This is a genomic window from Spiroplasma endosymbiont of Monopis laevigella, from assembly GCF_964019975.1.
Taxonomy (GTDB): Bacteria; Bacillota_I; Bacilli_A; order Mycoplasmatales; family VBWQ01; genus Spiroplasma_E; species Spiroplasma_E ixodetis_A.
In genome coordinates this window covers 803,485-824,501 of sequence record NZ_OZ026473.1, presented here as the reverse complement: position 1 = coordinate 824,501, position 21,017 = coordinate 803,485, and the positions used below count along the sequence as shown (strand labels likewise).

The 21,017-nt window shown below is 23.6% G+C and carries 21 protein-coding genes and 3 pseudogenes; 9 read left to right on the top strand and 15 right to left on the bottom strand.

The features are described from left to right. Positions 1–66: 66 nt before the first annotated feature. Complete coding sequence (locus AACK94_RS04505) at positions 67–918, top strand: hypothetical protein (RefSeq protein WP_338975300.1); 852 nt, start codon at positions 67–69, stop codon at positions 916–918. On the opposite strand, the gene AACK94_RS04500 is transcribed toward AACK94_RS04505, so the two are convergent. Next, a protein-coding gene (locus tag AACK94_RS04500; protein WP_422397382.1) for an IS3 family transposase occupies positions 905–2,022 on the bottom strand; the annotation gives its coding sequence in 2 pieces (ribosomal slippage) (positions 905–1,752 and positions 1,752–2,022; 1,119 coding nt in all). The two genes, AACK94_RS04505 and AACK94_RS04500, sit on opposite strands and share 14 nt — an antisense overlap. 383 nt (positions 2,023–2,405) lie before the next feature. On the opposite strand from AACK94_RS04500, the gene AACK94_RS04495 reads away from it, so the two are divergent. Further along, on the top strand, positions 2,406–2,549 hold the full coding sequence (locus AACK94_RS04495) for a hypothetical protein (RefSeq protein ID WP_338975298.1): 144 nt from the start codon (positions 2,406–2,408) through the stop codon (positions 2,547–2,549). Between the two features lie 81 nt (positions 2,550–2,630). Here the strand turns inward: AACK94_RS04495 and AACK94_RS04490 are convergent, their stop codons facing one another. From AACK94_RS04490 to AACK94_RS04465, 6 genes are all read right to left on the bottom strand, one after another. Continuing rightward, positions 2,631–2,942: a hypothetical protein gene (locus tag AACK94_RS04490; RefSeq protein ID WP_338975297.1), complete on the bottom strand. Its 312-nt coding sequence runs from the start codon at positions 2,940–2,942 to the stop codon at positions 2,631–2,633. Positions 2,943–3,076: 134 nt separating this feature from the next. After that, on the bottom strand, positions 3,077–3,658 hold the full coding sequence (locus AACK94_RS04485; protein WP_338960836.1) for a hypothetical protein: 582 nt from the start codon (positions 3,656–3,658) through the stop codon (positions 3,077–3,079). A 45-nt stretch (positions 3,659–3,703) separates the two neighbouring features. Next, positions 3,704–4,651 carry a methionyl-tRNA formyltransferase gene (gene fmt, locus AACK94_RS04480; RefSeq protein ID WP_338975296.1) on the bottom strand — a complete coding sequence of 316 codons (948 nt, stop codon included), beginning with the start codon at positions 4,649–4,651 and terminating at the stop codon, positions 3,704–3,706. Beyond that, positions 4,638–6,392: a DUF2779 domain-containing protein gene (locus tag AACK94_RS04475; RefSeq protein ID WP_338975295.1), complete on the bottom strand. Its 1,755-nt coding sequence runs from the start codon at positions 6,390–6,392 to the stop codon at positions 4,638–4,640. The genes fmt and AACK94_RS04475 overlap by 14 nt, the downstream gene beginning before the upstream one ends. Positions 6,393–6,428: 36 nt before the next feature. Then, positions 6,429–7,037: a hypothetical protein gene (locus AACK94_RS04470; RefSeq protein ID WP_338975294.1), complete on the bottom strand. Its 609-nt coding sequence runs from the start codon at positions 7,035–7,037 to the stop codon at positions 6,429–6,431. A gap of 22 nt (positions 7,038–7,059) precedes the next feature. Then, positions 7,060–7,341, bottom strand: coding sequence for a hypothetical protein (locus AACK94_RS04465; protein ID WP_174480491.1), 282 nt, complete (start codon positions 7,339–7,341; stop codon positions 7,060–7,062). A gap of 212 nt (positions 7,342–7,553) precedes the next feature. On the opposite strand from AACK94_RS04465, the gene rpsT reads away from it, so the two are divergent. Next, the gene (gene rpsT / locus AACK94_RS04460) at positions 7,554–7,814 is read left to right on the top strand and encodes a 30S ribosomal protein S20 (protein WP_338960848.1); all 261 of its coding nucleotides are present in this window, start codon (positions 7,554–7,556) and stop codon (positions 7,812–7,814) included. 106 nt (positions 7,815–7,920) lie between these two features. Here the strand turns inward: rpsT and ilvA are convergent, their stop codons facing one another. Further along, positions 7,921–9,171, bottom strand: coding sequence for a threonine ammonia-lyase (ilvA, locus tag AACK94_RS04455; RefSeq protein ID WP_338975293.1), 1,251 nt, complete (start codon positions 9,169–9,171; stop codon positions 7,921–7,923). 173 nt (positions 9,172–9,344) lie between these two features. Next, positions 9,345–10,367 carry a DDE-type integrase/transposase/recombinase gene (locus tag AACK94_RS04450; protein ID WP_338975292.1) on the bottom strand — a complete coding sequence of 341 codons (1,023 nt, stop codon included), beginning with the start codon at positions 10,365–10,367 and terminating at the stop codon, positions 9,345–9,347. 368 nt (positions 10,368–10,735) lie between these two features. On the opposite strand from AACK94_RS04450, the gene AACK94_RS04445 reads away from it, so the two are divergent. After that, the gene (locus AACK94_RS04445; protein ID WP_338975291.1) at positions 10,736–11,626 is read left to right on the top strand and encodes an ABC transporter permease; all 891 of its coding nucleotides are present in this window, start codon (positions 10,736–10,738) and stop codon (positions 11,624–11,626) included. A 59-nt stretch (positions 11,627–11,685) separates the two neighbouring features. On the opposite strand, the gene AACK94_RS04440 is transcribed toward AACK94_RS04445, so the two are convergent. The 4 genes from AACK94_RS04440 to AACK94_RS04425 all read right to left on the bottom strand — a co-directional run bounded on the left by AACK94_RS04440 (position 11,686) and on the right by AACK94_RS04425 (position 16,526). Next, a complete protein-coding gene (locus AACK94_RS04440) occupies positions 11,686–13,062 on the bottom strand; it encodes a hypothetical protein (RefSeq protein WP_338975290.1) in 1,377 nt (458 codons plus the stop codon). 43 nt (positions 13,063–13,105) lie between these two features. Further along, positions 13,106–14,017 carry a DNA polymerase III subunit delta gene (holA, locus tag AACK94_RS04435; RefSeq protein ID WP_338975289.1) on the bottom strand — a complete coding sequence of 304 codons (912 nt, stop codon included), beginning with the start codon at positions 14,015–14,017 and terminating at the stop codon, positions 13,106–13,108. Positions 14,018–14,232: 215 nt separating this feature from the next. Then, positions 14,233–15,276 (bottom strand): SGNH/GDSL hydrolase family protein, encoded by a 1,044-nt coding sequence (locus tag AACK94_RS04430; protein ID WP_338975288.1) that lies wholly within the window; start codon positions 15,274–15,276, stop codon positions 14,233–14,235. Between the two features lie 152 nt (positions 15,277–15,428). Then, complete coding sequence (locus AACK94_RS04425; protein WP_338975287.1) at positions 15,429–16,526, bottom strand: MBL fold metallo-hydrolase; 1,098 nt, start codon at positions 16,524–16,526, stop codon at positions 15,429–15,431. A 357-nt stretch (positions 16,527–16,883) separates the two neighbouring features. On the opposite strand from AACK94_RS04425, the pseudogene AACK94_RS04420 reads away from it, so the two are divergent. After that, positions 16,884–17,228 (top strand): annotated as a pseudogene (locus tag AACK94_RS04420) (transposase); the annotation flags it as partial. A 39-nt stretch (positions 17,229–17,267) separates the two neighbouring features. Here the strand turns inward: AACK94_RS04420 and AACK94_RS04415 are convergent. Both AACK94_RS04415 and AACK94_RS04410 read right to left on the bottom strand, forming a co-directional pair. Beyond that, positions 17,268–18,506, bottom strand: coding sequence for an IS256 family transposase (locus AACK94_RS04415; protein WP_338976339.1), 1,239 nt, complete (start codon positions 18,504–18,506; stop codon positions 17,268–17,270). A 93-nt stretch (positions 18,507–18,599) separates the two neighbouring features. Continuing rightward, a pseudogene (locus AACK94_RS04410) lies at positions 18,600–18,761 on the bottom strand (IS256 family transposase); the annotation flags it as partial. 28 nt (positions 18,762–18,789) lie between these two features. Here AACK94_RS04410 and radC point away from each other — a divergent pair. The 4 genes and pseudogenes from radC to AACK94_RS04390 all read left to right on the top strand — a co-directional run. Further along, positions 18,790–19,380 carry a RadC family protein gene (radC, locus tag AACK94_RS04405; RefSeq protein WP_338976338.1) on the top strand — a complete coding sequence of 197 codons (591 nt, stop codon included), beginning with the start codon at positions 18,790–18,792 and terminating at the stop codon, positions 19,378–19,380. Positions 19,381–19,523: 143 nt separating this feature from the next. Beyond that, on the top strand, positions 19,524–20,123 hold the full coding sequence (locus AACK94_RS04400) for a LemA family protein (RefSeq protein WP_338975284.1): 600 nt from the start codon (positions 19,524–19,526) through the stop codon (positions 20,121–20,123). 283 nt (positions 20,124–20,406) lie between these two features. Further along, the gene (locus AACK94_RS04395) at positions 20,407–20,697 is read left to right on the top strand and encodes a hypothetical protein (RefSeq protein ID WP_338975283.1); all 291 of its coding nucleotides are present in this window, start codon (positions 20,407–20,409) and stop codon (positions 20,695–20,697) included. A gap of 82 nt (positions 20,698–20,779) precedes the next feature. Next, positions 20,780–20,992: pseudogene (locus tag AACK94_RS04390) on the top strand (IS256 family transposase); the annotation flags it as partial. Positions 20,993–21,017: the final 25 nt, after the last annotated feature.

Genomic DNA, 21,017 nt, shown 5'->3' with positions numbered 1-21,017 from the left:
TAATTATATTACTGGAAGCTACTTTTTATTTTAAAAAAGTAGCAACTTAAAAAAATATTATTATATATGAAAGAAGTGTTTAAAATGTCTCCTTTATTTACAGGTAATCAAAATCCTAATATTCGTAGAATGTCTGATGATAGTGCAATAAGTTTATTGGGTTCAAGTGGTGATTTTTCTAGCATATCTAATAGTAGTACAATATCTATTTTTGAAGAAACTGCTATTAAAGAAAACAAATATTTATCAAAAATAACTAAACTTTTAGGTAAAAATATTACTTTTATTGTTGCTCTTTCTGGTAATATCACTGCTCAAATGATAATTAGTACTACTGTTGCTAAAACACCATGAAATTGACAAACTATTAAGGATAGTTTGATATTTAGTGGTATACTTATTGGTTGTGATACAGCTATTGAACCTTTTATTTTTGATTCAATCGAAAATATTGAAAATTGAGTTATAGATAAATGAAAAAACAATGAAAATAATATTAATGTAGGAAAAGAAATAATAAAAGTTATTCCTTTCTTATTATTTTTAAGTTATTCTGGTGTAATTTTGGATAGAGCTTCTAATAATATTTTAGATAGTTGAATTTCAATGGAAATTCTTGGACAGACAACTATTGAATTTACTAGTTATGTGTTAAATATGACTTTTCATGGTGCAATCATTTCTAGGATAGAAAAAGTAATAAAATTAGGTTGAGAAAAAGTTAAAAGTTTATTTAATAACAATATTAATGATATAGAAAATCAACTTCTTAATAGTGAACAAAATAGTGATGAAAATAGTAATTTTTTTTATAAAAATATTTTACCATTATTTTTTATAACACCAATATCAATGGCTATAACATGAGGTACTGAGAATTATGGAATGGCAACCCTTTTTAGGACTATTTTTTGGTAGACATTTGTTTTTGATAACTAACTGGAGTTAGGTAGTTTAGAGTACTGTGAATTCTTATGTTGTTATATCAATTGATGTAATCAAATAATTCTAATTTTAATTGGATTAATGATGTAAAATTTTTATCATTAATAAATTCAATTTTGAAAGTTTTAAAAGTTGCTTCAGCAACAGCATTGTCATAAGGACATCCTTTTTTGCTTAAAGATCGAGTTATGTTGAAAGCTAATAAAAGTTTATCAATAGTTTTATTATTGAATTCATTACCGCGATCAGTATGAAATATTTCAATATCTTTTAAACAGTGATTTGATTGCATAAATGCTTGATATACTAATGATGCATCTTTTTTAACTCCAACACTATGTCCAATAATTTCGCGGTTAAATAGGTCGATTAATAGGCAAATATAGTTTCATTTACCATTAACTTGAACATAAGTTAAATCACTAACAATAACTTCATTTTTAATTTTATTATTAAAGTTTCTATTAACAAGATTGGTTATTTGACTATCATTGACTTTATTATGATAATTTTTGAATGATAATTTAGTGTATTTTGATATTAAATTATGCTTATTCATAATTTCTTTAATTTTTCTGCGTGATAAATAAATTTCTTGGTTTGCTAGTATGACTTTTAATCTTCTAGTACCATAAACTTCTTTATTTTCTTTAAAAGCACTAATAACAGCTTGTTCATAAATATTATTTTGAATTTTATTTTTTTTCTTTAAATTAAAATAATATGTTGATTTAGAGAGTTTTAAAAAATGACACATTGTGCGAATTTTATATTTAGATTTATTATTTGCAATAATCTCTACTTTCTGCCTATTATTAGTGCTGCTTGCTTTAAAATATCAATTTCCATTCGTAACTGTTTTAATTCTTTATTTGCTTGAATTAATTGTTTTTCTAAATCTGAAAGATTATCTTTAGTTTTAAAACTACCTGAATTAGTAAATTGCTTAATTCAATTGTAAGTAGCTGCTCTTGTAACATTGTATTCTTTAACAAGGCAAGATACTGATTTGCCACTTTGATATAAAGCTACTATTTGTTTTTTAAATTCATCTGAATATGAGTTAATAGTGACCATAATTATAATTCCTTTCTTTTAACTAATTTGTTCACTTGTCTATGTAATTAGTGTCCAATAAAGTGTAACCCATCCAACCCATCCAAATTAATAAAAAAATAGATCATACAGATTATATAATTACAGGTGGTACAGTAACTATATTTTTTGAAAAAAATAATAAACAATTATCTGACAATTATTTATTAAATATTTTATCAAAACCAAATGATGGTCTTGTATTACCTAAATTACCAACCACATCTAACATATCATTAAATAACTTTAATGATATTCCAGAATTTAAAATTGGACAACCTAAATCAAAATTATTAGTTGATACAGATTTAACAAACTATCTAAAAAGTCCAATTTATTCTTTAGGAGAAAGAATTGCTGATCTTATGAAACAAGGTGACCACTTTAAAGTTAAAGTAAGTAAATCCGTAAATGATGGAACTTATTTTTCAAAAGGTGATGTTATTAAAGTAAAATTTTCAATTGGTGAAATTCAATTTAATAATGAATATACGCTAACTATTATTTAAAATAAAAAATGAATATAATAATTATTCATTTTTTTATTATTAATTAAATATTAAAAGTAACATTTCATGATATTAATTTATCTATATTACTGATGTTAATCTCTTTGTTTGAGATTTACTACCTTCAATAACACTATTATTTTCTGATTCATTTATTTTTTCTACTATATATGTCATAGCAGAAACCGTTCCCACCGCAATAATACTACCAGCAAGCACAGGAGCAATAACGGGTGCACCACCAGCTCCAATTATAATACCACTAATAGCAGCAGCAGAAAGAACAGTAGTTGCAATAACTGTTTCAGATGGTGTTGGATCGATTATATGATTTTTAATTACTTTTTTTAACTTAGATATTTTTTTAAAACTTTTTTTAATTTTTTTATTCATAAAACCTTTTTCTCCTTATTTTAATTAAAAACCCTTTACATTAAAACTTAAGTAAATGGGTATAAACTTATATTAAGTTTATAAAATTATACCATATTGTCTATATTAGATATCAATAATTGATAATAAGTAAACTATTCTAAAACAGTTATTTTTTTATTTTTTAAATAATCAAATTCTTGATCATTTCAAAAACTATAATTTGATCTAATCTTATTTTTACTAAGAGCATAATAAAGTGGAATAGCAACAAAATAAGCAAAGATAGCTTGAATACTATCAGTAATTAATTCATTAACTGTAATAGCATAATCTTGATAAATTACTAAATAAGACAATGGGTAAATAAGTAATAAAATACCAGCAAAAAAGAAAGTATAAATAGTACTTCATCAAGATTTATTAATTAATAACTTAATAACAAAAAACATTAAAATTCTAATAAAAATTGTAATAGGAATAACCACAATTTTAACACCACTAATTAAATCAAAAATGCCACCCGCAATTGGTCCTGCAAATAACAGCATTGGCCCTTCAAAAAAAGCACAAAACGGAATAAAAACAGCATCAAATAATTGCAAAGTAGAATTTCCACCAAATAAACTAGTAATTGCTCAACCAAAAAGAAAAGTTGAACAATAACCAATTGTTACTAATAAACCAGTAATAATACCAGTCATTGCTAGATATTTAATTGAGCGAAAACGATACATCTTTTCCTCCTAGATTACCAAAAAATATTAGTTATTTTTTTATTACTATTTAAAGATAAAACCAATTGCAATTGGATTAATTTTAGAACCATAGTAACAAGCTGCTATAATTTCTTTTTTACCTGCTGGTTGAATAACCTTAATTACTATGTTATTAGTTTTAGTGGCAACAATAATACCTAATTTATTTATTGCAACAATTGTTCCTGGCAGAGCATTTGATAATTCATTAGTTACTGTTACTTGATTAATTTTGTATATATTATCATTCAATGTAGTATAAGCGATTGGTGTATTATACAATCCACGAACATGACATGAAATTAATTGTGCTGAAAGATTTCAATTAATTTTTTCATCACTTCTTTTAATATTTAAACCAAAAGTTACTTTATTTTCATCTTGTTCTTGCTCTTGTATTTCATTATTAATGATTTTTAATAAATATTTTATTAACATATTTTGTGCTAAAGTTATCAACTTATTAACTAAAGAAGTATATGTATCCTCAATACCAATTGAAACTTGTTCTTGAACATAAATTGCTCCTGCATCCATTTTACTTACCATTTTCATTAATGTAATACCAGTAGTTTGTAATCCATTAATAATTGCTCATTGAATAGGGGCACCACCACGCAATGATGGTAATAATGAAGCATGAATATTTAAACATTTATATTTTGGTAAATTTAAAATTGCTTTTGGTAAAAATTGACCATAAGCACAAGTAAGAATAACATCAATATTTAATAATTGTAAACTTTTTAAACTTTCAATAATATTTTCTGGTTGGAAAACAGGGATTTGATATTCTTCTGTCAATTGTTTAATTGCTAAAGGAACAACTTCTTGTTTACGACCAATTTTACGATCTGGCTGACAAACAACACCAACTATTTCAACTTCATTTTTCATTGTTATTAACAATGTTTTTAAAATATTTTCAGAAAAAAAAGAAGAACCCATAAATAAAATTTTAAATTTTTTCATAATTTTCGCCCTCAATTTTTGCTTTGTACATTTCAATAATATTTTTTACATGTCAGAATAATACTACCATACCTAAAGTATCTTGAGCACAATATTTTAACATATTTTCACGAAAATTATGAATTCAATTAGTTAAACTAATGTTATTTTCAACTCTTCTACGAAAAACTTCTGATGCCATATCTCCTTTTTTAATAACTAATCCTTCATAAGAAAAGGAAGGTTCAAATGCTGGTAAAGTTTTTTTAATTGAAAGAGAACCATAAAACTGTTCTTTATAAATTTTAAATTCTTTAAAAAAATCTTGTAAATCAATAGTACCATCATGGATTAATGATAATTTATTTTTATATTGAGGATAATAATAAGCTAATTTTTTAAGAACAGATTTCTCAAATGATTGATTATAAGCAACATACGTACCCTTACCATGAATATTAATTAAATCATGACATAATTTTTTTGTTAACATTTCTCTTGGATCATCATTTCCATCTGCTAAAAATTCATAATGTTTAATTGATTTATAAGTTTTAAAATCAAAATCTGGTGCCAATAATACATGGACAGAATATTGAAAAGGAATTTGTTGATATGGTTTACTATTTTTAAACTTAGGTATTGCAGATTTCATAGTCTCAAAATCATACATATAAATTGGATATTGGTACTTTTTGTATTCAATTTTTAAATCAACAAATTTATTGCCATCAATTAATTTTTCACCATTTTTAATTACATCATATTGTCTTAAATGTAAATTAGACTTTGTTAAAAATGGTAATAATCTTTCATCATTAATTTCTAACAAATCTTCTTCATAATATCACAATGCTTTCTTAGTTTTTCTTAAACGATATAATTCAAAAATAGTATTATGAATAGAAAAATATTTAAAAATATGAGGACAAAATTGATTACTATTTTCATGACAATAAGGTAAAGTTAATAATTTAACTATTTCATCAATATCACTAATTTTAATAATATTCTTAATATTTTCATATTGTAATTTCAAATTATTATTTAAAATTTCATCTTGAATTGATTCAAAAAGACTAAAACTTTTTTTAGTATTAGGACTTTTTTGCCAAGTTGATCCATTAACAATAAATAATTCATTTAAATCTATTTTTTCTTTCTTAACATAATTATTATTTAAATACATAATATAAGTATTAACTACTTTAATTCCACATTTGGTTAAAATATCATACTGATAAAGTAAATCTCACATATGTTCTTCTTTAACTCAAGTTACTGCTTTTACTTCAATTAAATCCCAACCATCATTATTTCGTTTTAAAATATCACACTTAGTAACACAGCCCTGATATTCAAATCTTGGTTCAAATAAAACATCATACTCTTTATTATTAATAATTTCTATGACATTATTACCCGGTTCAGACTCAAAATTAAAATAAGAATATTTTACTTTAAAATATTCTTGAGCATAGTGCCCAGTTTCAATACCATCTGCAATTGTTTCACCAAGATAAAATTCAGAATCATCTTCTTCATTATAATTATTTTCAAATGTATCATCATCTAAATCAGAAATAGTAATTAAATTAGATTTAAATTTACTACTTGTTTTAGTATGCGTTAGTTCAACAAAATTTATTATCTTTTTCTCTTCAATTAAATGCTTAGCTAAAGCATAATTTTTTGCATTTAAAAATCATGAAAGTTTTCGACAAATACGGAAATGCTTATAATCATCTTTATAAATTTTCATTACATATCACCCAATTGCCTACTTAAAAATAAAGATTTATTTATCTTTTCATCCAGAAAATTTATCATGAATTGCAATTTTAGGTTTTTCTAAATTTTTAGCACGTTTTTTATTTTCTTTATTTTGTAAACGTTCTTCTTCAATTGCAAGTTTAACGGCTTCATTTTCTTTTTTAATTGTTGTTTTTTCTTCTGCTGTCTTTCTTTTTATTTTAATTTTACCACTACGTTTTTTTGACATTTCAATTTTCTTAAGTGTTTCTTCTAAATCCAATTCACAATTTACTTTTCAAATTGTTTCAAATTCTTTCTTTGATAATTGTTTAGTAAATCCTTCTACCTCAAATGCTTTAGTTGCAAATAAATCATTTTTCTTAGAATCATATAATTTTACAATTACATCAAAAACATCACGATAGCGATATTCTTTACTACTACGTGAAACTACTTGTTCAAATTCTACTGTTTTATGTTGCAATTCCAATTCATCACGCATAAAGGATTTAATAATATTTTTTACTTCTTTTTGACGTTGTTTTTTCTCTTCTTTTTTCTTCTTTTTTGCTGAAATGGTTGTAAAAATAAAAATTATTAAAACTACTCCTATAAGCGCTAACATTCATCATTGACTAGATAAATTTCCCATTTTTTATTCCTCTTTTTTTGATTTATAAATTTTCCTCGATTACTGCTAATAGTTTAGTTGGACTCATCGGTGAAATTGTTAAAATTAAATTAACATCTTTTTTAATTACAAAATAAAGATGTGTTTTATTTACTCTAATATATTTAAAACTTTTTGTCTCTTCAATATCATAAGACTCATTAATCAATTTTAAACAATATTCACGTAATTGGATATCATTTAAGTCTTGCAATTTTAATCTTGTTCTAATCCTACCAATACTATGGTAAGAAAATTGATAAGGGTTACGAAAATAGTAACTCATTTATTTACCACACCTACATTTATCATTAAAGTTTTTAAACAAATAATTTACATTAAAAGTGTAAAAAAATTAAAATATACTATTAACAAAAAGCTAACACATTAATTATACTGAAAAAATAAAAAATATTATACAACATTTATGATTTTTGTTATAATTATTTTTGTTGTAATTAATCTATAAAACATGTTCAAAACAAAAAAGGAGAAAAAATGGCTAACATTGCATCACAAATTAAAAGAATTAAAACAAACCAAAAAAGAAATGAAATTAATAAAAGTTATAAATCTAAAGTTAAAACTGCTTTAAAAAAAGCTGAAATATCAATAAAAAACAAAGCAGAAAATGCTACAGTACTTGTTAATGAAGTATGTAGTTTAATTGATAAAGCTGTTGTTAAAGGCATTTATCACATTAATAAAGCTGCTCGTCAAAAATCTAAAATTATGACTAAATTAGCAAAAGCAAAATAACTATAATTTATTTTCAAAAGAGACACTATTAATAGTGTCTCTTTTTAAAATATAATTGATATTTTTAAACTAAATTTTTGTTTTAATAAAATACCAAATTCAAAAATTATTTAGCTAATAATGTAAAGTTAGAACTTGATGCTCTAATCTCAGCAAAAATTTTATTTTTTTGAAATTCATCTGATGTATCCATAACTATAAAAATACTAAAATTACTAATATCTAATTTATTACGATCAAATGTACTGTGAATTTTATAAATAGAAGCACCATTTTTAGTAATAATATTAATAATTTCGCTAATAGTACTATTATTAATTTTACCGTTAACTGAAAAAGGAACTCGTCGATGTGAACTAATTAAGGCACTATTAATAATTGTTCCTAATGTAGTAATATCAACATTGCCACCACTAATTACACAAACAACATTTTTATCTTTACCAATGATTTTATCTAATTTACCAGAAAGAATAGCAGCAACACTAACAGCACCACTACCTTCAGTTACAATTTTACATTTTTCTAATAAAAATAACATTGCTTGTGCAATTTCTTCTTCGCTAACAGTAATAACTTTATAAACATTTTTCTTTAAAATATTAAATGTTAATTCCCCTGTTTGTTTAACAGCAATTCCATCAGCAATTGAACTTTTACCTTGAATTTTAAATGGTTTTCCTTGTTTTAAAGCTTGATTATAAGAATCAACATTTTGTGCTTCAATACCAATAAATTTAATATTTGGATTTTTACTTTTTAAATAAATTGAAATACCACTTAAAAGTCCTCCTCCACCAATTGGAACTAAACAATAATCAATTTCTTTACCCATTGCATTCATTTGTTCATATATTTCCAAACCAATTGTACCTTGACCAGCAATAACAAAATTATCATCATATGGATGAACTAACGTTAACCCTTCTTCTTTTTCAAGTCTTAATGCTTCAGACATTGCATCATCAAACATATTACCACAAAGTTTAACAGTACATTTAGCACCACCAAATTCTTTAGTAGCAGCAATTTTGGCTAGTGGTGCTGTTACAGGCATAACTATCTTTGATACTAAATTTAAACTTGAAGCTGCTAAAGCGACTCCTTGTGCATGATTACCAGCACTAGCAGCAATTAAACCCTTTGCTTGCTGTTCCTTTGATAAATTAAGAATTTTATTTAAAGCGCCTCTAATTTTAAAACTACCTGTTTTTTGTAAATTTTCTAACTTTAAAAATATATTATTACCAGAAAATGAAGAAAGTTTATCTGCTTTTATCAAACTTGTCTTACTAATTTTATCTTTAATTTTTGAATACGTTTCTTCAATTATTTCTTCACTTACTAAATTTTCCACAATGGTTCCTCCTGAGTTTCTATCTAATTTCTCAAATATAATTAATTATACAATATAATAACTTTTATTTATAAAACAACAAAAGTAATCATTAATAGTGAAAGGGTCACCCCTAAGTTGCAATAATTATACTCTAGTGAAAAAGTAATTGAAATACTCTTTCTGGAGTATTTTTAATTATTGTATTTTCAAATAGCATGATTCATATGTAATAAAAAGGTATTTTTATTTTTGAATTTTTGTCTTTTAAAATAAACAACTTTTAAAGTTTTAAATACAGTTTCAACAATTGCATTTTGATATGAAGCATAGCCATCTGTCATGCTTAATTGAATATTATTTTTTTTAGCATAATTTCAATAATCATGAGTTCGAAACTGTATTCCGCGATCAGTATGAATAATCGTATTATGCAAATTATATTTAAAAGACATGTCTTTTAAAGATTTTATAAGATGTGATTTTTCTTGATTTTTAGATCAGTGGTGATGTAATATTTTTCGTGAATAAAGATCAACAAATGCTCACAAGTATAGTTTTTGATTATTAATTTTAAATTCACTAATGTTTAAAGCAATTTTTTCTAATGGTTTATTAACGTTAAAACTAATGGTATTATTAGCTTGTTTTAATAAATTAGGTGCTATAAATTTATGTTCGGCTTTTAATTTTGATTTTTTGCCATAAGTTCCTTGTTTATGAATTGTTTTTAAACCTAACCTTTTCATTGCTGAAAGTGCTTTTTTTCTACCAATTTTTAAAATGGCAGCCATTCGTTTATGACCATATTCTTGTTGACAACCATAATCTTTATCATCATCATAAAAGATTAAATTTATTGCTTGGTCGTAACTATCATCAAACTTTGGTTTTCATTCTGGACATCCACGGATCTTTCACTTGCGATATCCTTCATTAGAAATTTGTAATAAATTTAATAGAAAAGATTTTTTAAGTCCTTTTTCAGAATAAATTTTAACAATTTTATCACATTCATAAAGATAAGGTTTAAAATGAAATGGTTTATTTTTTAGGTTGTTTTGGTTTTGCTTGTGGTTTTTTCAATTTTGACTGCGGTAGAGATAAGACTTTTCCAATATTTCAATTTTAGTTTGTAGTAATAATAATTCTTTTTCAACACGTTTTTCATATTTTTTTAATGATTCCTTTGGTCTTTTCTTAAAATCTCTACTCACAGCATTTACCTCTTGTTTTTTAATTTTACTTCTTATCGAAACTAAACCTTTTTCACCTTGTAAGTATCATTTTTGTATTCAAATATAAATTATCTTTCTGCTAATTTTATTTTATTTACTTAATGTTGTAGCAGATTTACCAGCAAAATATTGTTCTATGATTTTTAATTTTAATTCCTTATTATATCTTGTCATAAAAAAGGTCTCCTTACTAAGTTAAAACATTGTTTTTTGCAACTTAGGGGTGACCCTTTCTTGAAGAATTTTGTGAAAAGTATATTTACATTCATAATGGAGTTATAAAAGAAGCAGGAAATGTTAAAGATATTGTTAAAAAATATGGCTCAGTTCATAACTTTACATGAAAAATGTTTGATAAAAATAAAAAAGTTGATTTAAAAAAACAATATGAAGAAATAAAAAAAGAAAATGCTGAAATCAAAAAAAATAAGAAAAAAAATAAATGAATTCATAAAGCCAAAATGCCCGAAAAAAGTCGACCATTAATAAACTTAATGTTTAAATATTATTATCGAGGATTTTTTGTACCCTTCTTTCTAGTTTTATTTCCAATTCTAATGTTGTTCTTAGAAGGTTTTGCTTTTAAACAAATGGAAGGTGATACTGTAAAAAGTTTACATACTTTAGTTGGTTCAATTTCAATGTTACAACCAATGGCAGTAGGAATTTTCATTATTCCACAAACAATTGTTGAATTTAAAAATAGTGTTTTAATGAAGCGAATTGGAGCAACAAATATTAAACCAATTTTCTTTGTTCTTTCAGTTATGATAATTGGATTTTTCTTTATGATAGCAACATTCTTATGATCTTTATTATGAGCTGGAATTATGTTTGGTGGTACTTATGGGTGAAGTAATATAGTAACAGCAAATTTTATTGGAGAATCTATCCCATTTATTATCTTAATTTTCTTTTCATCAATGGGTTTAGGAATGTTATTAGCCTCAATTTTCAAATCAGTAACTGCTTTAGTTGCAGCATCAAATGTAATTTATTTTCCAGTTGCACTTTTAAGTGGGGTATTTTTCCCGGCTGAGTTAATTAATAGTAGTCCTGTTTTAAAATACGCAACTTACTTTAATCCATTCAAATACGCTATGGATCCATTTATTCAAGCTTGAAGTGGAACAAGTTTTACTTTTACAACAACTTATGGAATATATCTAGGAGTTGCACTTGGATTGATTGGTATTTACACAATAGTTGCAAGTTCAAAATTACGTTGACAAGCATAATAAAACTAATAATTAAAAATAATAAAATTAAAAAGGACTTTTAGTCATTTTTAATTTTATTATTTAAATAAATCACTATTACGTCAAAATTTATGATCTTTTGTATCTTTTTTATTATCATTATCTAAACTATCATCAAAAAGTGATGGATCGATTTCATAGGGTTTACCACTTAAAGCATTATTAATAGCATTTTGATATTCCGAATTGGCTCTCATAATTTTATTACGATCAATTTTTGGATTCAGAATAGCAATAACTAGTATAATAGCAATTGGTAAAATTGCTGATGCTGCTGTAATATATGTTAATATTTGAAAAGCTTTAAAAGTTGCTAATCCTTTTAATCAAGGTAAAGCATTAGGATTAATTTTGTCACCTTTATCTAAAAAAGAAGTAAATGTTCTTAATAATGAATCATCTGTTGTCATATAAAATAAATTTGAAATTGTATAAATTATTCAAAAAATTAAAATAACTATTAAAAAATATGATGTTCGATATAAATCACGACCTAATTTTGGTGGTTTTAAAATTGAATATAAAAAGCCTCCATTTAAAACTATTGTTGTAACAATAGTGAAAACTATAGTTTTTGATTGTTGTGCAAAATTATAATAAACGGGTGATGTACTATTATCTTTAATTTGAAAAGTACCTGCTATAAAATAAGTTAGTATATAAGTAGCTATTGCTAGCACTGTTGTTAATAAGAAAAAAGCTGATAATATTTTCTTTAAAAGTGGAATATATTTTGGTTTATTCATATAAGGGTAAAATTTAGGATTTGTGGCGGGATGTTGCGGTAATACACCTAACTTCGCTAAATTTGCTAAACTATTATTATCAACATTCTGATTATTTGGAGTAACACTTGGCTTAACCTCAGTAGCATCATCACTAAAATTATTTAATGCAGTAATTTGATCATTTAATTCATTAAAAGTATTATTATCAAACTGTCTTATTCGTTCAAGACTTTCTTTTTCCACAGTCTTACAAATATTAGTAATTGTAACTATTAATAAGTTACGCTCTTCAAGAATTTCAATATGATTTTTAGGAGAACTTTTAGTAATACTCAAACTACGATTTACCAAATTAGAAATTAACTGCAAAAATTCTATTGCATACTTTTTATCTTTTAATTCTTTTAGTTCTTTTTCAAGAAAAAATAAATTAGAAATTTGTAATTCTAAAATTTTTAAAAGTTCTTCATTAGCAAAAATAGATTTTCTAACAATTAAATTATTTAAACTGTTATATATAGTACTTGATATTTCATAGTATAATGCAACATTTAAATCTTCTTCTGAGTACACTTTTTCGGTTTTTTTCTTTGTAACTCTTTTTACTTTTGGTTTAACCAATGTAATGTCACTATTTTCTTCTACTAACTTTTTTTCTGTAACATCAGTATTTTTATTACTTTTCATTATATGTATCACCTCTTGAGTTTAAAACATCTATAATTATATACTAAATATTCAAAAAAAATAAATCAATTGCAATATTTTTATTAAACTTTCCTTTTTTGATATTGTAATCTAATTCATATAATTTTAACAAAATATTATTAATATTTAAATTAATATTTAAATATTGTTCTAATATTTTTACTTGAAACTTGGAAATATTTAATATATTGGAAATATCTTCATTACTTTTTTTTTGTTTAACTAAAATTTTGATATCTCTAATTAATTCTAATTGATATACAAGAATATTAATCAATTTAATTTTATCATAATTAATAACATTATAATAGTTATATTGTGTTCAAAAATTGTTATAATCTTTTTTTAATATATATTCAACAGTTTTAAAAATATTTGTTTCAAAATATTTAGGAACCACCTCAATAATAATATCTGAAGTTATTTTTTTTCCAATTAACCTTAATTTTGATAACTCATTTAAAATAATACTGACATCATTTGGCAAGTATTCTAAAAGAAAATTAGTTGCTTCTTGAGTAATGTTAACTTTAAAACTATTGCAAACTTTATTAATTAATAATAATAATTGTGATTTTGTATAATTTTTAATTTTGATAATATTAAATTGTTGAAATTCTCTACTAATTTTAAAATCAACATTTAAACTTTTAATAATTATCATTGTTTTTTGATTATGATTAAGCAAAGCATTAACAAATTTTTTTTCTTTAATATATTTTTGCCATAAATTACTGCTATCATTAATTACAATTACTTTATTTTCTTCAAATATACTCATAATTTGAATTTCATTAATAATATTAACAATTGTATCCTCTTGTAATTCATATAGATTATAATCATAATTTTCTTTTTTATGATTTTTTTTAATTAATTGTTCAATATTTTTTCTTACTAAATACTCATCTTGACCATGAACAATATAAACCATGTTTCCAACCTCACAAAATTATTAATATATTTTATGTTAATGTTATAATATCATAATGTTTCATATATAATCACACTTTTATTTTTTCCTCAATAATAAACTTTTTTAAGATTATTCAGTGTTTCAATATTCGGAAAACACTTTCGTTTTTGATAATATTCCAAATTTGAACTTTTATCTTATATACTAATTGTTATATCTAATGTTTTAAAACATTATCACTTTTCAACTAAATTATAAAGATCTTCAGCAAATGCTTGATGCACTAATGTTGTTGGATGAACTTCATCAAAGAAGAAATAATTATTTAATGTTTCTTTTGTTGAACCATTAACATATGTTGCTGTAACAGCACCATCTAATGCCATATGAGCATAATCAGATTCAATTGCATTTTGAGTAATATTTTTTCCTTCTTGTTGAAATATCAACGCATATTTACTTAATTCTTCTCTTAAACTAAATCTTCTAATAAAATTAGGATAATTATTTGTATATAAAGATATCTCATGATTTCAAAGTGTTTTATAAGCATCAGATAATTGTTTTGCTAAAACTTGCGATTTAGTTCCATAATATTTTGGGACAAGACTAAAATCTGGAACATCAGTAGCAACAATATGTTGAATGCCTTTATTAATTAATTCTTGAATTATATCTCCTTCTTTTATAATTGCATTATAAATAATATCAAGTCCTTTATAATAGTTACCACTATCAATAGCAGCCAACATATCATTATTTCCTGATTCAAGAAAGACTAAATCATCACTTTGTAAATTTTGATGTTGAGATAATAAAGCAGCCATTTGATGTTGAAGGCTAAAACGATTTGAATAAAATTCTCCTGTTCATGAATCATTTTCAGCTGCAACAGCGCCTCCAACCGCATAGTTATTACCAAATTGTTCATAAGTTGCTGCATCATTTAAAATCGTATATTTTCATCCTGCTTGTAAGTTTAAATGTAATTTATTAGCTAAAATTTCAGCTGCAACCTTACCATTGCTGAAAGAGCGATTTAAATAATATGGATCTCCTAATTCTACTTGAGCGACTCATAAAGGTGCTAATGGTGATTTTTGGACAAAGTCACTCCCAGCTCCAACAAAACTACCAGTATCAGAAAGACTATCACCAAGAACGTATAATTGATGATAATCAGTAACTGTTTTTTCTGCCTTGCTATTGGATGTAATAGTAGTTATTAACATTGAAGGTAACAACAAAATTTTTAATAAATGATTTATTTTTTTCATATTTTTTCCCCTTTTGTTTTAATTATATATTTTTTAGCTTTCTTTTCTAAAAAGTAATTTTCTTTTAATTATTCAATACTTTTACTAAATACTCATATTGAACATGAATAATATAAATACTATTTCTAATCTCACAATATTATTATATCAGTTTATATTAACGTTATAATATCATAATGTTTCATATATATTCTTATAATCACAGTTTTATTTTTTCCCGAATAATAAACTTGAGCATTAATTTTTTTAAGATTATTCAATGTTTCAATATTGGGAAACTGTCTTCGTTTTTGATAATGTCCGGAAATTAATGCTAGTTCTGGATTAAGAGTTTTTAAAAAACTAATAGTTGATGAAGTTTTTGAACCATGGTGAGGAACTTGTAAAATATTAATTTTACTTAATACATGGGTGTTAACTAATAAATTTTCGGTTTGTTCTTCAATATCACCAGTAAATAAAATTTTATAATTATAAACTTTTAATAATAAAACTAAACTTTTATTATTTTCAGAAACATATTGCAAATTAAAACCATAAACTAAATTATGAATTGGATTAAAACCATCAATAACATATTGCGATAATTGATTGGTATTTTCATAAATTTTATCTATTTTTAAGTTCATTTTCAAAAATCCAATATTACTAATATGATCTAAATCATGATGAGTTAAAAATACTGCTTTTAAACTATGAATTCCTTTTGCTGAAAGATAATTATAAATAGTTGGATTATTTGGTTTTAAATCTTCTGTGCCCGCATCAATTAAAATAGCAGATTTATTATAAGGACTAGTTATTAAAAAACTCATAGCATTACCAACATTAATCATTGTTAATTCATAATAAGGTTTAATAATACTATTCATTCATAATGTTGAAAGTAAAACAAAATTAATAATAATAACTGTTAACATTCTTCAATTAAAATATCATCAACAGTTATAAATAACTATTAAAATTAAAAAATAAAGTTGTAAAATTCAAATTTCAATTTTAAAAGTCGGAATTCAAATATTACTCATATTTATTAACTTAATAATAATAATTAAAAAATTTAAAATTGGAGAAACAAAAAAACTTAAAATTGAATTTAAAAATAAATTTAAAAATAAAATAACATCACAAAAAATAATGATTGGTGTAAAAAATAATAAATATGCAACAGTTAATAAACTAAAACCATGATTTATTTGTCACTGAATAGGAATAGTGAATAAAAATAAAACAAAATTAATCGATAACATTCTAATCCAATAACTATATTTTTTAAATTTATTATTAATAAATAAAATCAAAAAAGTAATACCAAAAGAAAGTTGAAATCCTAAAAGATAGAATTGTAAAGGTCATAAACAAAGACAACAATAAGCACTAAAACTAAGAATAGAAATTGGATGAATAGTTTTTTTATTAAATTTTAAAATACAACTAAAAATTAAAAAAAATAATGCTTTCATTGCTGCAATAGATCAATTAAGTAAATATAAATAAAAACATAAAATTACAAGGAAATGTTTAGTAATCTGTGTAACTTACAAAAATAACTATGTTTAATTAATTCTAGTAAATATAATTAAATGACTAGAAAGAGTGAGTTACAGATGGCTAAAAAAGATAACTTTAATAATAATGATCCAATATCAAAAGCAGTAGATTTATTACTAGAAAATACTGAAGATTTAACAACAGTTTTTAAACCTGGCGGTTTATATAAAGAATTAACAAAAAGATTAGTTGAAAAAATGTTGAATTCTGAAATGCAAAATTATTTAGGATATGAAAAAAATCAACATAGTACTACTGAAAATGCTCGTAATGGTACAAGTTCAAAAAAATTAATAACTCAACAAGGTAAAATTGAAATTGATGTACCAAGAGATCGCAATAGTAATTTTACTCCTGTAATAGTTCCTAAAAGGCAAAGAAGATTTGATGGTTTTGATGAGGCTTTTTAATAATCTGTGTATCTTTGTTTTACAAAGTTACTAATTTAGATTAATTCTGTCTTCAAATTTTATCATAAAATAAGCAATTGCTGTATTTAAATTTTGAATAGGCAATGTTCATTTTTTTGTTATATTTTCAATTGCCAAGTAAAATATTTTGAAAACTACCATATCATTAGGAAAAACTTTTTTATTTCTGATGATTTTTCGTAATTGACTATTTACAGATTCAATAGCATTTGTAGTATAAATCACTCTTTTGATTTCTACTGGATAACTAATAAAAACCATTAAATTATCTCAATTTTTATATCAAGATTTAGTAATTTGAGGATATTGTTTATTTCATTTACTTTCAAACGATTCTAAAGCTTGCATTGCTTGTTCTTCACTACATGCACTATAAATTGGTTTTAAATCTGCAACTAGACCTTTTCGATGTTTGTATGAAACATATTTTAAACTATTTCTAATTTGATGAACAATGCATAATTGATGTTCTGTTTTAGGATAAACTGATTGTATTGCTTCTGACATGCCTGTTAAATTATCACTACAAGCAATAAGAATATCATTTAAGCCACGATTTTTCATTTCTGTGAAATTAGATAATCAAAACTTAGAACCTTCATTTTCACTAATTCATAATCCTAAAACATCTTTTTTGCCTTCTAAATCAACTCCTAATGCTATATAAACTGATTTGTTAATAATCCGTTTATCTTGTCGTACTTTAACTACTATACAATCAAAATAAACAATAGGATAAATACTTTCTAATGGTCGATTTTGTCATGCTTTAACATCATCAATAACATCATCAGTAATTTGACTAATAACACTTTCACTAATATCAGCACCATGATATAACTCTTGCAACTGCATTCTAATGTCAGATAATGTCATTCCTTTTGCATACAAGGAAAGAACTTGTTGATCAAAACCATCAAATCTTCTTTGCCTTTTAGGAACTATTACAGGAGTAAAATTACTATTGCGATCTCTTGGTACATCAATTTCAATTTTACCTTGTTGAGTTATTAATTTTTTTGAACTTGTACCATTACGAGCATTTTCAGTAGTACTATGTTGATTTTTTTCATATCCTAAATAATTTTGCATCTCAGAATTCAACATTTTTTCTACTAATCTTTTTGTTAATTCTTTATACAACCCTCCCTCTTTAAAAACTTTTGTTAAATCTTCAGTATTTTCTAATAATAAATCTACTGCTTTTGATATTGGATCATTATTATTAATATTTTGCTTTTTAGCCATCTGTAACTCACTCTTTCTAGTCATTTAATTATATTTACTAGAATTAATTAAACATAGTTATTTTTGTAAGTTACACAGATTACTAAACATTTCCTGCATTTCAGAATTCAACATTTTTTCAACTAATCTTTTTGTTAATTCTTTATATAAACCGCCAGGTTTAAAAACTGTTGTTAAATCTTCAGTATTTTCTAGTAATAAATCTACTGCTTTTGATATTGGATCATTATTATTAAAGTTATCTTTTTTAGCCATCTGTAACTCACTCTTTCTAGTCATTTAATTATATTTACTAGAATTAATTAAACATAGTTATTTTTGTAAGTTACACAGATTACTAAACATTTCCGGTCTTGAAAATTTAAATAAAGTAACTATTAAATCTTTAATGATTATTAAAGGTATTGGTGTTAGTAAGGCTTTAGAAATTTTAAGTTGTTTAGAAATAGTAAAAAGAATAAGAACTATTGAAAGTCAAAAAAAATATTTTAAAATTATTATTCCCGAAGATGTTTTTAATTTAGTTAATGCATATTATCAAAATTTAACGCAAGAACATTTTTATTTATTATTATTAAATAATCAAAATAAATTAATTCATCAAAATTTATTATATAAGGGTACTAATGATACTATGAAAATTGATGTTAAAGATATGTTGCATCTGGCACTTATTCATAAATCAAGTAAAGTAATTTGTATTCATAATCATCCTAGTGGTAATAGTGAACCCTCACTATCTGATTTATATATCACCGAAGAAATTAAAAAAAATTTTCAGGTTTTTAATATTACCTTAGTTGATCATATTATTATTGGCAAAGGTAATTATTTTAGTATAAATTTAAATAAAAAATATTATAAGCTTAAATAAAAACTTAAAAAAATACATTACTTAAATTTAAAAATATAGTAAAATTATTATGGTTTAGTGTGTAAATAATATTTAACTTACCAAGAATGGACTAGTTATTAAACATAGTTTGTTATTAGATATTGATAAGAAAGGAGAAAATTATGTCAACAATTAAACCTAGCAATGAATCATTTACTGCCCAACCGTCACTATTTGGAAAAATTATGGTTTATTTATCTTTTGTTTTAATATTTCCAATAATTTTATTTATTGTTTCTCGTAATAATTTTCTAAGATTACAACAATCAATTGAAGAAACTGCTTCTGATATTGATGTACAATTAAAGCGTCGTTTTGATTTATTAACAAAATTAGTAGATGCTACTAAAGGTTATATGAAATTTGAAAAAAGTACATTAACAGATGTTGTATCTTTACGAAGTGGAAAAATGGAAACAATGAGTGATCTTTCAAAAGCAGATAGTGGACTTAATGCAGCTTTTGGAAAATTTAATGCTTTATTAGAAAATTATCCTGATTTAAAAGCAAATACTACTGTTTTACAATTACAATCAGGTGCCAAAGATTGTGAAGATAATATTGCTGCTGCTAGAAGATTTTATAATGCTAATGTTAAAGTGTTCAATAGTGAAATTAAAACCTTTCCAAGTAATGTTGTAGCATCAACATTAAATTTAGTTTCAAAAGATTACTTTCTTGCATCAGATAGCGATCGTCAAGATATTAAAATTGACTTATAAAATTAAATTTATTTTTGAAAATATATTTAAATTAGTTTTTTATCCCTTTCTTTAGACAAATAAATTGTTTTGAATAAACATTTATGATTTGTTTGAAGAAAGGGTATTTTATTTAAAATTAAAATTTATATTAATTAGATTTAATTATTTTATTCTTTATTTCATTTTTTATTTAAGAAAAATTATATTTTGGTATAATCTAACTCATTAAGTAAGTTCTTAATAAATATTAAAGAAAGTAGTAAAGTAATATGAATATTTTTTTTCAAATTTTTCTTTTTTAATGTTTTTATTATGAATTTTTTTGTTTGCATATTTATTTTTTAAAATTATTAAAAATAAATTAGTTATTAATTATAAAATATTAAATTTTCAAAGAAAACATGTTTTTGGTAATATTAGTTATCAAAAGATTTTTTATTTATTGTTATTAATGTTTTTATTAACGCAAATTTTACCATACAATATTGTTTTTAATAATAGTTTACAAGTTACTCAAGTTTATTGTTTTCAAAATTTTATGATGTTAAATTATTTTATTTCTATTTTTACACTTTTAACTGGTAATGTTTAGTAATCTGTGTAACTTACAAAAATAACTATGTTTAATTAATTATAGTAAATATAATTAAATGACTAGAAAGAGTGAGTTACAGATGGCTAAAAAGCAAAATATTAATAATAATGATCCAATATCAAAAGCAGTAGATTTATTACTAGAAAATACTGAAGATTTAACAAAAGTTTTTAAACCTGGCGGTTTATATAAAGAATTAACAAAAAGATTAGTAGAAAAAATGTTGAATTCTGAGATGCAAAATTATTTGGGATATGAAAAGAATCAACATAGTAATAGTGACAATGCTCGTAAGAGGCTTTTTAATAATCTGTGTA